We start from the raw sequence: 12,934 nt of genomic DNA, 5'->3' as shown, positions 1-12,934 counted from the left end.
GGGGCGCGATGCGACGCGTCGAGCGGTGATCAGAGGGTTCCGCCGGGGATCGTGGGATCCGGAGGGGCGGAGGGCCGGAGGGACCGGGTAGTCCGGCGAGCCGGGCGGCTCGAGTCTGTGTCGGTCGTGGAGGGGCTGTCAGTCGTGCAAGGGGGCGAGCACGCGTGCCAGCGCGGGCTGCAGATCACGTACGGAGCGGCTGCTCCGGAACCGGGAGAGTTCCCGTGCGAGACGCCGGACGTCGCTGTTCACCGTCGCCGAGGGCACGGCCGGCATCACTTCCAGGAGATCCCCGGCGATCGCGCACGCGTGCTCGACCTCCCCGGAGGCGGCATGGGCCAAGGACCGGCGGAAGCCGTACCGGGCGCGGGTACGCAGCGCGTGCGGCGGGAGGCGGCGGTACTCCCGGTCGAGTACCTCGGCGGCGGCCTTGGGACGGCCGAGGTCGTGCAGGCACCAGCCGGTCGACATCGCCGCCGGATCGCTCACATGGGAGGTGCCGATCACGGGCTCGGCGCCATTGCGGGCGTCGTCGCTGGCAAGCAGTTCCCGCGCCCTGTCGAGGCTGCGGAGGCAGTCGACTTCGTTGCCGACGAGCGCGTGCCCCTGGGCCTCCCGCTGGGCCGCGAGTCCCCGGATGCGCGGCGGGAGTTCGCTGCTTTGGGCGCGGCGGGCCAGGGCGACGGTGCCAGCGGCGTCCCCGCCGTACATTGTGACCAGGGCGCGTCGCACCAGTGCGTAGGAACCGAGGTACGGGTCACCCCCGGCGCGCGCCAGTTCGGCGGCCTCGCCCGTCCAGCCGAGTGCCGCGTCGCTGTCCCCGGCCTCCTGGGCCATCCAGCCGGTGAACTCCGCGAACCGCGAGGCGAGCAGGAGCGCAGGGGCCCGAGAAACGGACCGGGCGTCGGCGGCCAGCCCGGCGATCATGCGAGTCTGCGTCTCCAGCAGGGGCAGCAGGACCTTGGGTGCGGTGGACTGACCGAGCTTCCGCAGCTGGTCGAACTGCATGCGGAAGGAGGGCAGGAGGGGGTCGTCGGCGGAGGACAGCGCCTGACTGCCGAGTTTCAGGCCGAGGTCGATCAGCGCTCCCGTACCCGCCGAGAGGACCGCCCGGCGCCCGACGAGCCAGCGGCTCGGACCGGCGGGGGATTCGGCGGTGCCCGAGTCCGAGTCCGTCTCGGGTCGGGTGACCAGGCGCTGCAGCTCGCCGTCCGCGCCGAGGAAGGCGTCGCACCGCCGGGCTAGTTCGGGGGACGCGGAACGCTCCCCGCGCTCGACCTTGCTTATGTGCCCCTTGTCGTAGTTGAGCGCCACGGAGAACTCAGTCAGAGTCAGCCCCGCTTCTACTCGTAAACGGCGAAGTTCCGGGCCAAAACGTAAAGTCGTGCTCATCATCAACCTCCCCTTGAACAGTGACCGCGAGAGCCGTCCGCCCTCACGGGAGCCGTCATCCGACGATCACCGGTCGACACGAAACCCGACGGCGAACACCTGCTGTGACGGCGTCGTTTCGGTCCGCATCCGAAAGTGAGTCTGGCACGACGCGCGCCTGGAGAATCGGGGTTCGGCGGTGTTGCCCGTTGCCTCTTTCGTTCTCCGTTGTTTCCCGTCCGTTTCTTGGAGTGACCGGGGTCGACCGCGATCGGTGCATAGCGATCGAGAATGACAGGATCACGGGCGGGGTCCAGTCGTTCACGAAGTCGCAGCGCTCGTCGATCCAGGTGGGGGCGACGAAGATGTTGTCGCCGGCGGGAGCTTCGGAGGCTTCCAGCAGGGGCCAGGTGCGGGACTCTTCGACCAGGTGCTCCCAGGGCTCAGTCCAGTCGAGTTCCCAGTCCAGGCCGGTGCCGGAGACGCCGTACGTGCGGCCGGCGTCCACCTGCCAGAACTGGGAGTGGAGGATCACTTGGACGTGGTCGGCCAGGTCGTTGATGGATGAGGGAGACCTTGTTCGCCCCGCCATCCATGGTGGGCCACCGAAACTGGATGGCGTCGTCCTCCCAGAAGCAGACAGGGTAGATGGCGTACGCGCCGGGCATCTCGTCCAGGACGAGACGCCCGCAGCAGGGACAGGGGTAGCGGTCGCTCACCTGCGCAGTCTCGTTGCAGGCCATGCGGGTGCGCCATGGATTTCTCTGCCGCGGCGCCCCCGGCCAGTCCGCAGTCAGTCCGCAGGACACTCGTAAACAGCCATCGGGACCCAACGCATGTCAACTGAGAAATGGCTGGTCAGAGCCCTGGACGGGACTCCGCCGCAGGTCAGGATCAGACCGCAGACATTCCGCTTCAACGTGTGAGCGGATGAAATAACACCAAGTTGGCGGCCTGGCGGACATGCAGGTCAGATGGGGTCGGCTCTTCCGGGAGTCGGCCCCTTGCTGTTTCCCGTGCTGAGATATCTGACCCTTCGTCGGCCAAGTTGCCTCTCGCGAGGCCGCCGAGAGTGGTACGTTATTAGGTACCACTTCATGGAAGGGGCGGCTCATGTCGATAACCGCGAGCGAAGCCCGCAAAGCTCTCTTTCCGCTGATCAAGAAGGTCAACGACGATCACGAGGCCATCGAGATCGTCTCCAAGCATGGCAATGCCGTGCTCATCTCGGCCGAGGACTACGCGGCGCTGCGCGAGGGCTCGTACCTGCTGCGCTCTCCGGCGAACGCACGGCGACTGCTCAAGGCGTACGAGAACGCCCTGGCCAACACCAATGTGTCGGAGCGCGAGCTGATCGATCCCGACTCGGCGGACGCTGGTGCGGGTGCTGCGTGAGGCTTGTCTTCGAGGATCAGGGCTGGGAGGACTACACGTCCCGGCTCAAGAACGACCGCAAGATGCTCGCTCGGATCAACAAGCTCATCGAGGACGTCAAGCGTGACCCGTTCTCGGGAATCGGCAAGCCTGAGCCGCTGAAGTACCACTTGCCGGGGGCTTGGTCGCGACGGATCGACGATGAGCACCGCCTTGTCTACCTGGTCACGGACAAGGAGGTCGTGATCCTCGCGGCCCGCTACCGCTACTGATCGCTGAGCGCTCGGCGCGTGCTGGAACCTCTCTCCCGTGCTGGAATCGCGCTGGGACGGGCCCCGAAGCAACGATTCCGTCACCCGTCATCACCCCTGCTGACCTCCACCGTGCCGGGTTGGCGGGGATGCGGCGGTGCATCACACGGCGCCCAGGGCGCCACAGCGGAAGATGCCGCGGTCCACCGGACTGTCCCGCAGGATCGCCTCCTGCAGATCCTGCAGCTCGCGGCTCAGATCCAACCCCAGCCGCGCGGTCATTTGTGCTCGCGCCGAGGACAGCACTCGCAGTGCATCCGCGCGACGGCCGCACTCGTAGAGCGTGGCCGCACGGAAGGCCAAGAGCATCTCGTGTTCCGGATAGTCCTCGGTGAGCCGCGCGAGCTCCGCGGCAAGCGACCAGTAGTTACGCAGCTTGAACTCCGCCGCGACACGCAGCAGTTGCGCCGAGATCAGCAGTTCGTCGAAAGCGGTGCCAACACCTCGGCGGGTCCGCTCGGATGCGACGTCCTCCAGCACCGCCCCCCGCCACTCGGCCAGGGCGGACGAGGCGAGTCGTGAAACCTCCTGCGGCTCGGTGCACCGCTGAGCCCGGTTGACCAGCTGAGTGAAGCGGTGCAGATCCACCAGCTGCGGATCGCCGGTCAGGGCGTACGTCGAACCGCTCCGCACCAGCCGCACCGACCCGTCGCACCCGCCCTGGCGAAGGCTCGCCCGCAGCCGGCAGACATCCACATACAGATCGGCCCGGGACCGCGGTCGTTCGTCCTCGTCCGACAGCAGGTCGATCAGCCGGTCCATCGGGAGCGGCCGGCCCATCTCCAACAGGAGCAAACCCAGCAGCAGACGCTCGCGGCGGCGACCGATGGCTCTGGGGCGTCCGTCGACGGTCCACTCAACTCTGCCGAGCACTCGAAAATGCGACCCCGTGGCAAGCATGGCGGCAATGATGCTCAGCTCGTCATGTTCCTGGCAAGGTCTTGGCATCCTCCCGACAGGCCCCACCTATCACACTGCTCTCCCGTGCAACCGCGCCAGGGGGTCGAAACTTGCCTTACGTCATTGCCGGTCTGGTGCTCGTCGGAGCCGTCGCCCTGCTCAACCTCGTCCTGCTCGTGGTTATCCTGCGTCGCTGGCAGGAGCTCGAAGTCGTGCGCCGACGCGACGACTTCGCAGTCCAGGGGCCGCAACCCGGGGACGGACTCCCGGACTTCACCGCCACCGCGCTCAGCGGCCGGACCCTGACCCAGGACGACTTCCGCTCCGGGGAGCTGCTGCTGGGCGTCTTCTCCCACGACTGCCCGTCCTGCACCGACAGCCTCCCCGACTTCGCCGAACGGGCCGACCGGGCCCGGGCAGCAGGCGGCCGGGTCCTGGCCCTGGTGATCGGCGCCGAAGCCGGCGAGAGCAGCCTGACCGCCCAACTCGTCGGGCCGGCGGACGAGGTGGTACCGGAGCCCGAGGCATCACCACTGTTCCGCGCCCTGCGCGTCCCTGCCTTCCCCACGATCCTCAGCTACCAGGACGGCGTTGTCGCCGCTCCCTCCGTCGCCGGCCGCGAACCGGTATCGGCGGCCTCCTGAACCCCGGTGCGAGCGCGGACCGCGGTCGCACCGCGGAGTACGCACATCCCATCCACACAGGAAGAGGAGAACCATGCGCACACTCAAGGCCGGTGCGGGCCGCCTGATCGAGCGGATTCTGCCCAAGGCCGAAGCCGAGGCAGGCTGCCCGCCGGACTGCTGGACCGAGTGGAGCACCAGCGCCCAGCGATGCCGCCGCTGCTGCTACACGGGCGCGTGCGGGGTCAGCTGCGGCAGCTGGAACTACTGCTGAACAACCACGGGGCGGGCCGCGTGCGGCTCGCCCCGTGCCCGCCGGTCCAGGACCCATTCTTTCGGAGTCACCCTTGTCCGACCTGCTGCTCGTCTGCCGCCTGACGCTGATCTGCGTGCTGGCCGTGGCCGGCCTCGCCAAGCTGCGCGACCGCCGCCGATTCGCCACGGCACTGGGCGACCTCACCTACCTACCAGCCGCTGCCCGGCCGGCTCTCGCCGTCCTGGTGCCCGTGGCCGAGCTCATCGCCGCCGTGCTCCTCGCACTGCCCCGGACGCTCACCGCGGGCCTGGCCGTCGCCGCCGCCCTGTGCGCGACATTCAGTGCCGTCGCCGTCACCACCATGCGGCGCCGCAGCTCCGCCGGCTGTCCCTGCTTCGGCAGCAGGACCACCGTGCCCATGGGCCCCTGGCATGTCGCCCGCAACGCCACACTCACTGTGCTCGCCCTCCTCGGCGGCGCCATCGCCCTCACCCACGGCACCACCACCCCCCTCAGCGCTCCCGCGCTCGCGCTCGCCGTCGCCACCGCCGGCTATCTCACCGCGTTCGCCGTCTTCACCGACGACCTCGCCTTCTTCTTCTCCGCCCGCACCGGCCAACGCTGAAAGGACGATCACGCAGTGAGCTACGCCATCGCCGGCCTCGCCCTTCTGGCCGCCGTCACCCTCCTCAACGCCCTCCTCACCTTTGCGGTCATCAAACGCTGGCGCGCCACGATAGCCGCCCCCGCCCCGGTCGCCGCGGCCTCGGGCCCCCCGGCCCTTGCCGTACACGAAGGTGACCACACCCCCGCTTTCACCTTGCACACCCCCCGAGGCGAAGTCAGCGAATCCACCCTGGCCGGGCACCCCGCCCTCATCTGTTTCCTCCGCCCCGACTGCGGGCCCACCAGGGAGAGCCTCCCCGAGATCCAACGGTGGGCCGAGGCGAACAGCCCGTCAGACGCGCATCTCGTCGTCGTCATCAGCGGGCAGCCCGCCGACGCCGGTCCCCTGCTCGAAGCAGTCGGCCCGCACACCGAACTCACCGCCACCGAACCGCCGAACGGTCCAGTCGCCGGCGCCTTCGGCGTACGCCACCACCCCACCTTCGTCCTCCTCGACGCTGACGGGACCGTCACCGAGACAGGCATCGGCCAAGGTTCCCTGCCCGCGCTCAACCTGCTCGCCGCATGAGCAGGCAGTCCACCCCCCGCACGGCCGAATTCCTGCGGGGCCTCACCGCAGTGCTCGCCCTGACGCTACGGGCCTGCCCCGGGGCCCTCGCCGTCCGCGTCGCCACCGTCGTCATCGCGGGTACGGCCCCCGTAGCCGCCTCCTGGCTGCTCAAGTACGTGGTCGACAGCCTCACCGCGGACGACTTCCGCGTCGCGGACCTCAACTGGGCCGCGATCGGCATCGGCCTGCTCACTGTCCTCCTCGCTGCCGGCTCAGCCGTCTCCTCGTACGCAGACGGCCGTATCCGCCGCGCCACCTCCACCCAGGCCCAGAGCGACCTACTCAAGGCCGTCAACCGGCTCAGCGGTCTGTCCAAGCTCGAACAGCCCGCCTTCCACGACCGCCTCCAACTCGCCATCCAGAGCGCGCAGGGGGCCGAGCGCATCGTCGGCGCGGCACTCCAGGGCGCCCAGGGGATCCTCACCATGGCGGGCTTCCTGGGAAGTCTCCTGCTCATCAGCCCCACCCTGGCCGCCGTCCTCGTCGTCGCGGCCGTTCCGGCCCTCTTCGCCCACCTGGCCAACAGCCGTCATCGCGCGGACATGTTCTGGCGCACCAGCAATCTCGCCCGCCGCCAGATCTTCTACCGAGGGCTCCTCACCGACACCCAAGCGGCGAAGGAGATCCGCCTCTACGGCCTCGGTGACTACTTCGCGCAGCGCATGCGTGCCGATCTCGACAGCATCAACGGGCAGGAGGAGCACCTCGACCGCCGCCTCGCCACCTACGAGACGGCGCTCGCCGCCCTCGGAGCCGGCGTCTCCACAGGCGCACTCGTCTGGGGTGTGCACCAGGCCGCCACCCATGCCCTCACCGCCGGTGACGTATCCCTTCTCGTCGCGGCCCTCGCCGGCATGCAGACGGCACTCATCAGCCTGGTGGGGTGCATCGCCCAAAGCCACCAGACGGCCCTGCTGTTCAGCCACTACCTGCATGTCACCCAGGTCCGGGACGACCTCCCCGCCCCGGCCGCCCCGATCGCCCCGCCGCCGCTGAGCCGCGGCCTCGAACTCCGGGACGTCTGGTTCCGCTACTCCGACGACGGACCGTGGATCCTCCGCGGCATCAGCCTGACCATTCCGCACGGCACCAGCCTGGCCATCGTCGGTCTCAACGGGGCCGGCAAGAGCACCCTTGTCAAACTTTTGTGCCGCCTCTACGACCCGCAGCGGGGCAGCATCCACTGGGACGGCATCGACCTCAAGGACTTCCCTGCGGACCAGCTGCGCCGGCGAGTCAGCGTTGTCTTCCAGGACCCGATGGAGTACGACCTCACCGCCGGGGAGAACATCGGCCTCGGTGACCTCGGCTCTCTCCACGACCATGGGCGCATCCACGCCGCCGCCGCCGACGCGGACATCCACACCGCCCTCGCCCGCCTCCCACAGGGGTACGACACCATGCTCAGCCGGATGTTCTTCCCCGACGACACCGAAGACACCAGCCCCGGCGTCCAACTGTCGGGCGGCCAGTGGCAGCGCCTCGCGCTCGCCCGGTCCCTGATGCGTTCCGAACGGGATCTCATGATCCTTGACGAACCCAGCACCGGCCTCGACGCGGTCGCCGAACGCCACGTCCACGACCGGCTCACCTCACTCCGCCAGGGCGCGACGAGCATCCTCGTCTCCCACCGCCTCAACACCGTCCGCGCCGCAGACGCCATCGTCGTCATCGCCGACGGAACCGTGCAGGAGGCAGGCACCCACGAACAGCTCATGACCGCCCACGGCACCTATGCCGAGCTCTTCACCACGCAAGCCGAAGGCTACGAGGAGACCGTCCGGTGACCGCCGCAGCCCCGGTGCTCCTCGCCCTCGCAGGACTCCTCGTCCTTGCCGCAGCCCTGTTGCTGGCGCGTGGGCGGCTGGTGGCCGTGACCGTCCGCGGGCACAGCATGTCGCCGACCCTCATGCCCGGCGACCGGATCCTCATGCTCCGCGGCAGACGCCGTGTCGCCACGGGCCGGGTGGCCGTCGTCGTCGCACCCCACCCCGAGCACGGCTGGCACTCCCCCACGGGCACCACGACCGACTCGTGGTACGTCAAACGCATCGTCGCCGTCGCCGGAGAGCCCGTACCGCACTGGGCCGGCCGATGCCCCGGTACCCACGTGCCGCCGGGCATGCTCGTCCTCCTGGGCGAGAAGCCGGGCTCGATGGACTCCAAACAGTGGGGCTACTGCCCCGAGGACAAGCTCATCGGAACTGTCCTGCTCCGCCTGCGGGCCGCTGCGGCTTCTGGTGCACCTTCTTCGCTTCCTTCTTGAGGCCGGCACGTACCGTACTGGGACGGTGCTGGGATGGCCCGCGCCAGAACGACATCTGTGCAGGTGGCAGCTCTGTGCTCGGCATTCCGCTTCAATGCCCGACACGCTTTGGTCGCGACGGATCGACGATGAGCACCGCCTCGTCCATCTGGTCACGGACAAGGTGACCGTCATCCTCGCTGCCCGCCATCACTACTGACCGCGGAGCGGTTCCGGGCGGGAGGGCGGCGTCCGGCCGGTCAGGAAGGCGCGCCGGCCAGGACTTCCACCTTGCCGGTGTCGAGCGAGTAGTAGGCGCCGACCACGGCAAGGGCGCCCCTTCCCACGAGTGGGGCCAGGTCCTGGTTGGAGCGCAGGTCGGCTGCGGTCAGCTTGACCTGGGCGCGGGCCATGGTCTCGATCGGGTCGCCGCCGCCTTCCCGGACGGCCTGCTCGTACGCCGGCCGCAGAGCCTTGGTGATCGCCTCCAGGTTGCCGGGCAGCGGTTTTCCGTCACGGATGGAGTTGTACGCCGCTTCGACGGCGCCGCAACGCTGATGCCCGAGGACCACGATGAGCGGAGTGCCGCTCGTCATGGGCCCGTACTCCACGGAACCCGTGACCACCGGACCGACCGCCTCCCCGCCCGTGCGCATCACGTAAAGGTCACCCAGTCCGGTATCGAAGAGGAGTTCAGGCGGCACCCGGGAGTCGATGCACGAGAGGATCGCCCCGAAAGGTTCCTGCTTCTGGGCTACGAACTGGCGCCGGTCCGGATCCCGGTCGGGGTGTTGGAGGTCTCCGCTCACCCAGCGCTTGTTGCCGTCCATCAGCCTCGTGAATGCCGCGGCGGGCGTGGTCGGCCGCGCTTCCGGCGCAGTACTGGTCGCCAACGGGGTGGCGCTCGTCGATGAGCAACCCGCAAGCGCGACCGAGGCGACCGCGAGTCCGCCGGCGAGCAGAGTCCTGCGATCCGGATGTCCCGCTCTGTCCATCGGTCGTTCCTCTCACTCTGCTGAGACGCGTCCGTACGTCCTGACCCGGGTGATTGTTCAGCGCGGTGGGAGAGCCCGACGGCAGGCGCAAGCGGGCGCGGGCTGCTTTGGCCACCGACGGCCCACAGAACCGGCTCGGGCGGCGGCATGAGCGCCAGCAAGGCGGGCCTGCAAAGCGTGAGTCCACGCCGGCCCCGGCAAATCCAGTAAGGGTGGGCACGGCAGGATCCCGAGCCTTCGATGCCGTCGCCGAACTCGCCTGCGTCGCCGGCTGGAAGCACCGCGACCTCCGCACGAATCTCCTCCAGGAGACGGCTCCTTCCCTGGTTTTGCGCCGGGTGCGTCCGTTGCCGGGAACGGGGCAGTTGCGTGGTGGTTCCTGGGGGGCGCGTGGTGGGAGAGACGGCGGATTCGACTCCCCCGGCGTGCCGATCGATCCGCCCCTGCGCGCTCGTCCGTTCAGGTGGCTATCCGTCAAGATGCTTGTGTCATATTCCATTCGTATGGGTCACTTGGGTGACCGAACCGGTGGGCCGCCCATCCCTCTCCGGGGGAGCGCGGAACCGTTCTGTTCGCCGACCGTCCATGCATGACGGACCTCGGCATCGTTTGCTCCGGATGGCCGCGATGGGCGCCCCCGTAGAGGACTTGGATCCGACCAGTCGCCCCTGCCAGGTAGCGGCAGGGGCTGGTGTGACAGCCCCCCGGCCTCTGCAAGGGAGCGGTGCGCGAACCATCCGCGCACACCGAGTACCTCTTCATCGAGGCCACGAGCGTGGGTCGGCTGCGGCGTCCGGGGCCCGGCGGCCCGCGACACGGCTCATCACGGCTCCGAGCACCCTGCGCGAGGACGGCCGGGTCCGACAGCGGCCCGGCGTTCGAAGCCATGGCCATGGGTCTTGATCCGGACCCGGCTCTGATTCAACTGCCTTATTCGAGAGTTCAGTTCAAAAACACGGAGGACGACCATGCCAATCACTCCGAACCAGGGCTCCACCGGTGGCGGTACCACCGTCACCGTCACGGGCACCAACCTCACGGGCACCACCGCTGTGCTCTTCGGCACCAAGCCGGCGACCGGCGTCACCAACGTCTCGCCCACCCAGGTCACCGCTGTCTCGCCGTCCGGCTCCGGCACGGTCGGCGTGACGGTGACCACCCCGGGCGGAACCAGCAACCCGATCCCGTTCTTCTATGTCGGCGCCCCGTTCAAGTCCGGTCTGAGCGTGAGCTCGGGCGCCACCGCAGGCGGCAACACCATCACCATCAGCGGCACCGGCCTGTCCACCGCCACGGGGGTGTCCTTCGGCGTCAACACCGTGACGCCGACGGTGCTGTCGGACAGCCAGATCAGTGTCGTCGTGCCCGCGGGTGCGGCAGCCGGGCCGGTGGGCGTCAGTGTGACGACCGCCGGAGGCACCAACAACGGTCTGTCGTACACATACATCGACGTCCCGACCATCACCGGGATCACTCCGGCTTCCGGACCGGCGTCCGGCGGAACCGCGGTGACCATCACGGGCACCAACCTGACCTCGACGAGCCAGGTCACGTTCGACTCGGTGCCGGCACCGTTCTCGGTCATCAACGCGACGACGGTGTCCGCCGTCACCCCGCCCGGGACCGTCGGTGCGGTCGACGTCGGTCTCTCCAACCCTGCGGGCACAGCCACGGACGTCGGCGCCTTCACGTACGTGACAGGCCCCGGCATCTGATCCGTCACGGCTGCGGTACCGACTGCCTACGCGGCACAGTGCCCGGCGCCGGTACCGCCTCCGGATGCATGACGTCCGCCCCGGTCCGGGAGATTCCGCGCCCGGCCGGGCGGGCAACCAACCTGCACCACTCGCTCATCGCCGCCCGGCCAGGAGGTCCGGGCGGCGCCCCGAGCAGCGCATTCCGATCTCCGTACCCCGTCCACAGCGCCCCGATCACATCCCGCGGATCACACCACCCGACAGGAGAACGGCTTTGGAGAGCTCCGACAGCTCAATGCCCCGCGCTGCACAACCGTCGACGGCCGCGGCGGCCCCCGCAATCACCGTGACCAGCCCCTTCTCGGGGGCCGCCGGAACGGTCGTCACACTGACCGGCACCGGATTCACCGGCGCGACCGCGGTCATCTTCGGCGGTACTCCCTCCGCTTCGTTCACCGTGGTGTCCCCGACCGAGATCGCCACGCTCGCCCCGACCGGTGCGGGCACGGTACAGATCGCGGTGACCACGCCCGGTGGAACCAGCAACGCCATTGGCTTCACTTACACGATCGCGACGCCCGCGATCAGTTCCGTCACTCCCAACCAGGGGTCGGTCGAGGGCGGGAACACGGTCATTTTGACCGGAACCGACTTCACCGGCGCCACCTCGGTCCGTTTCGGTACCGTGGCCGCCGCGTTCCTTGCCGTCTCCGCGACGCAGGCCACCGCGGTCGCCCCCGCCGGGCCCCCCGGCACCGTCGACGTCACGATCACCACTCCGGGCGGCACCAGCGCCGGGATCCCCTATACATATGTCGCCGTTCCGGTTCTGAGCAGCGTGACTCCGGCCCAGGGACCACTCGTGGGTGGGAACAGCATCACCTTGTCCGGGACCGGCTTCACCGGAACGACCTCCGTTCGCTTCGGGGCGAACGCGGCGAGTTCGTTCACCTTCGTCTCGGCGACCCAGCTGACTGCCGTTGTCCCCACCGGCGGCCCGGGTCCGGTTGCCGTCACGGTCACCACGCCCGGCGGTACCAGCACCCAGGCCGTCCCCTACTACTACCTCGCCGCACCGGTGATCAGCGGCATCACCGCCGGGTCCGGGCCGGTGAGCGGTGGCGTGCCCGTGACGCTGACCGGTGCGAATTTCCTCCAGGCCACGGCGGTGCGCTTCGGTGTGAACTCGGCGACCCCTTACACCATTTTCTCGGCCACGGAGATCAGAACGGTATCGCCACCCGGTGTCGCCGGCACCGTCCCGGTCACCGTCACCACGCCCGGTGGCACGAGCAACGGTGCGGCCTACGTATATCTGGGTGCCCCGGTCGTCGCTGGTCTGGTGCCCAACCAGGGGCCGTTGGCAGGCGGAACCACGTTGACTCTCACCGGCGTCGGACTGACGTATGCCACCGCAGTACTGTTCGGCGCCGTGCCCATCGGCTTCACCGTGGTCTCCGACACTCAGCTGACAACCACGGCACCGCCCGGCGTGGCGGGCGCAGTCACCATCAGGGTCATCACCCCCGGTGGCACCAGTGTCGGCGTTCCTTACACCCGACTCGGCCCACCCGGCATCTGAGAGGTCCGGCACGCAACTTGAGGAGAGATGCCGGCCGGTGTGTGGGCGGGGATGTGGCTCGACGGGCAGGCCGGTCGGCTCGGCGAACCGGTTCGGTGGGTTTCCGAGGGGGCCCGGCCCATGGAAAATCGCGGCCATGAGCGAAGAGTCGTCGACAGCACGCAGGGCTACGTGGGCGTGTACCGGGGGAAGCCGGCCCTGGGGCGGGCCTACGCCTCGCATCTGGTCGAGAAGGGTGCCCGCTACTTCCAACCGCAGGGCTGAACTGCCGACTTCAGTGGTGTTTCAGCCGGCTCACCCATCACAGCGGAAGCATGCGCACCAGCGCGTCGAGCACGCTGCG

16 protein-coding genes and 1 pseudogene are annotated in these 12,934 nt (G+C 69.1%); 12 read left to right on the top strand and 5 right to left on the bottom strand.

Annotated features, from left to right (window positions below):
* Nucleotides 1–138: 138 nt before the first annotated feature.
* The 3 genes from NRF20_RS16840 to NRF20_RS16830 are packed head-to-tail and all read right to left on the bottom strand — an operon-like array spanning nt 139 to nt 2,039.
* A complete protein-coding gene (locus tag NRF20_RS16840) occupies nt 139–1,395 on the bottom strand; it encodes a helix-turn-helix domain-containing protein (RefSeq protein WP_398632419.1) in 1,257 nt (418 codons plus the stop codon).
* A 52-nt stretch (nt 1,396–1,447) separates the two neighbouring features.
* Nucleotides 1,448–1,906, bottom strand: coding sequence for a hypothetical protein (locus tag NRF20_RS16835; RefSeq protein ID WP_398632441.1), 459 nt, complete (start codon nt 1,904–1,906; stop codon nt 1,448–1,450).
* Nucleotides 1,815–2,039: a CPCC family cysteine-rich protein gene (locus tag NRF20_RS16830; RefSeq protein WP_351198590.1), complete on the bottom strand. Its 225-nt coding sequence runs from the start codon at nt 2,037–2,039 to the stop codon at nt 1,815–1,817. The genes NRF20_RS16835 and NRF20_RS16830 overlap by 92 nt, the downstream gene beginning before the upstream one ends.
* Nucleotides 2,040–2,484: 445 nt before the next feature.
* Here NRF20_RS16830 and NRF20_RS16825 point away from each other — a divergent pair, with 445 nt between their 5' ends.
* Nucleotides 2,485–2,766, top strand: coding sequence for a type II toxin-antitoxin system Phd/YefM family antitoxin (locus tag NRF20_RS16825; RefSeq protein ID WP_398632418.1), 282 nt, complete (start codon nt 2,485–2,487; stop codon nt 2,764–2,766).
* Nucleotides 2,763–3,017, top strand: a complete 255-nt coding sequence (locus NRF20_RS16820) for a Txe/YoeB family addiction module toxin (RefSeq protein WP_398632417.1) — start codon at nt 2,763–2,765, stop codon at nt 3,015–3,017. Before NRF20_RS16825 ends, NRF20_RS16820 begins: the two co-directional genes overlap by 4 nt.
* Nucleotides 3,018–3,158: 141 nt before the next feature.
* Here NRF20_RS16820 and NRF20_RS16815 read toward each other — a convergent pair whose 3' ends face one another.
* A complete protein-coding gene (locus NRF20_RS16815) occupies nt 3,159–3,956 on the bottom strand; it encodes an AfsR/SARP family transcriptional regulator (protein ID WP_413752825.1) in 798 nt (265 codons plus the stop codon).
* Between the two features lie 110 nt (nt 3,957–4,066).
* Between NRF20_RS16815 and NRF20_RS16810 the strand changes: the two genes are divergently transcribed.
* From NRF20_RS16810 to NRF20_RS16780, 7 genes and pseudogenes are all read left to right on the top strand, one after another.
* A complete protein-coding gene (locus NRF20_RS16810; protein ID WP_398632416.1) occupies nt 4,067–4,600 on the top strand; it encodes a redoxin domain-containing protein in 534 nt (177 codons plus the stop codon).
* Between the two features lie 73 nt (nt 4,601–4,673).
* Nucleotides 4,674–4,853 (top strand): hypothetical protein, encoded by a 180-nt coding sequence (locus tag NRF20_RS16805; protein WP_093896832.1) that lies wholly within the window; start codon nt 4,674–4,676, stop codon nt 4,851–4,853.
* Nucleotides 4,854–4,926: 73 nt separating this feature from the next.
* Nucleotides 4,927–5,460 (top strand): MauE/DoxX family redox-associated membrane protein, encoded by a 534-nt coding sequence (locus NRF20_RS16800; RefSeq protein ID WP_398632415.1) that lies wholly within the window; start codon nt 4,927–4,929, stop codon nt 5,458–5,460.
* A gap of 15 nt (nt 5,461–5,475) precedes the next feature.
* Entirely contained in the window at nt 5,476–6,030 is a 555-nt protein-coding gene (locus NRF20_RS16795) for a TlpA family protein disulfide reductase (RefSeq protein WP_398632414.1), read from the top strand.
* The gene (locus NRF20_RS16790) at nt 6,027–7,859 is read left to right on the top strand and encodes an ABC transporter ATP-binding protein (protein ID WP_398632413.1); all 1,833 of its coding nucleotides are present in this window, start codon (nt 6,027–6,029) and stop codon (nt 7,857–7,859) included. The genes NRF20_RS16795 and NRF20_RS16790 overlap by 4 nt, the downstream gene beginning before the upstream one ends.
* Entirely contained in the window at nt 7,856–8,338 is a 483-nt protein-coding gene (locus NRF20_RS16785) for a S26 family signal peptidase (protein ID WP_398632412.1), read from the top strand. The genes NRF20_RS16790 and NRF20_RS16785 overlap by 4 nt, the downstream gene beginning before the upstream one ends.
* Nucleotides 8,339–8,447: 109 nt before the next feature.
* Nucleotides 8,448–8,537: pseudogene (locus NRF20_RS16780) on the top strand (type II toxin-antitoxin system YoeB family toxin); the annotation flags it as partial.
* A gap of 40 nt (nt 8,538–8,577) precedes the next feature.
* Here NRF20_RS16780 and NRF20_RS16775 read toward each other — a convergent pair.
* Entirely contained in the window at nt 8,578–9,312 is a 735-nt protein-coding gene (locus tag NRF20_RS16775; RefSeq protein WP_398632411.1) for a carbonic anhydrase, read from the bottom strand.
* A gap of 968 nt (nt 9,313–10,280) precedes the next feature.
* Here NRF20_RS16775 and NRF20_RS16770 point away from each other — a divergent pair.
* From NRF20_RS16770 to NRF20_RS16760, 3 genes are all read left to right on the top strand, one after another.
* Nucleotides 10,281–11,027 (top strand): IPT/TIG domain-containing protein, encoded by a 747-nt coding sequence (locus NRF20_RS16770; RefSeq protein WP_398632410.1) that lies wholly within the window; start codon nt 10,281–10,283, stop codon nt 11,025–11,027.
* Nucleotides 11,028–11,355: 328 nt separating this feature from the next.
* The gene (locus tag NRF20_RS16765; protein ID WP_413752824.1) at nt 11,356–12,591 is read left to right on the top strand and encodes an IPT/TIG domain-containing protein; all 1,236 of its coding nucleotides are present in this window, start codon (nt 11,356–11,358) and stop codon (nt 12,589–12,591) included.
* Nucleotides 12,592–12,711: 120 nt separating this feature from the next.
* Nucleotides 12,712–12,855 (top strand): hypothetical protein, encoded by a 144-nt coding sequence (locus NRF20_RS16760; RefSeq protein ID WP_398632408.1) that lies wholly within the window; start codon nt 12,712–12,714, stop codon nt 12,853–12,855.
* Nucleotides 12,856–12,934: the final 79 nt, after the last annotated feature.

Origin of the sequence: Streptomyces sp. R-74717 (assembly GCF_047305335.1) — a bacterium.
GTDB lineage: Bacteria > Actinomycetota > Actinomycetes > Streptomycetales > Streptomycetaceae > Streptomyces > Streptomyces atratus.
This window is presented reverse-complemented; position numbering and strand designations above follow the sequence as displayed.

Coding starts and splice junctions, on each gene's coding strand:
- NRF20_RS16840 (WP_398632419.1), bottom strand. CDS start 1,395: ATGATGAGCACGACTTTACGTTTTGGCCCGGAACTTCGCCGTTTACGA.
- NRF20_RS16830 (WP_351198590.1), bottom strand. CDS start 2,039: ATGCCCGGCGCGTACGCCATCTACCCTGTCTGCTTCTGGGAGGACGAC.
- NRF20_RS16825 (WP_398632418.1), top strand. CDS start 2,485: ATGTCGATAACCGCGAGCGAAGCCCGCAAAGCTCTCTTTCCGCTGATC.
- NRF20_RS16815 (WP_413752825.1), bottom strand. CDS start 3,956: ATGCTTGCCACGGGGTCGCATTTTCGAGTGCTCGGCAGAGTTGAGTGG.
- NRF20_RS16805 (WP_093896832.1), top strand. CDS start 4,674: ATGCGCACACTCAAGGCCGGTGCGGGCCGCCTGATCGAGCGGATTCTG.
- NRF20_RS16790 (WP_398632413.1), top strand. CDS start 6,027: ATGAGCAGGCAGTCCACCCCCCGCACGGCCGAATTCCTGCGGGGCCTC.
- NRF20_RS16775 (WP_398632411.1), bottom strand. CDS start 9,312: ATGGACAGAGCGGGACATCCGGATCGCAGGACTCTGCTCGCCGGCGGA.
- NRF20_RS16770 (WP_398632410.1), top strand. CDS start 10,281: ATGCCAATCACTCCGAACCAGGGCTCCACCGGTGGCGGTACCACCGTC.
- NRF20_RS16760 (WP_398632408.1), top strand. CDS start 12,712: ATGGAAAATCGCGGCCATGAGCGAAGAGTCGTCGACAGCACGCAGGGC.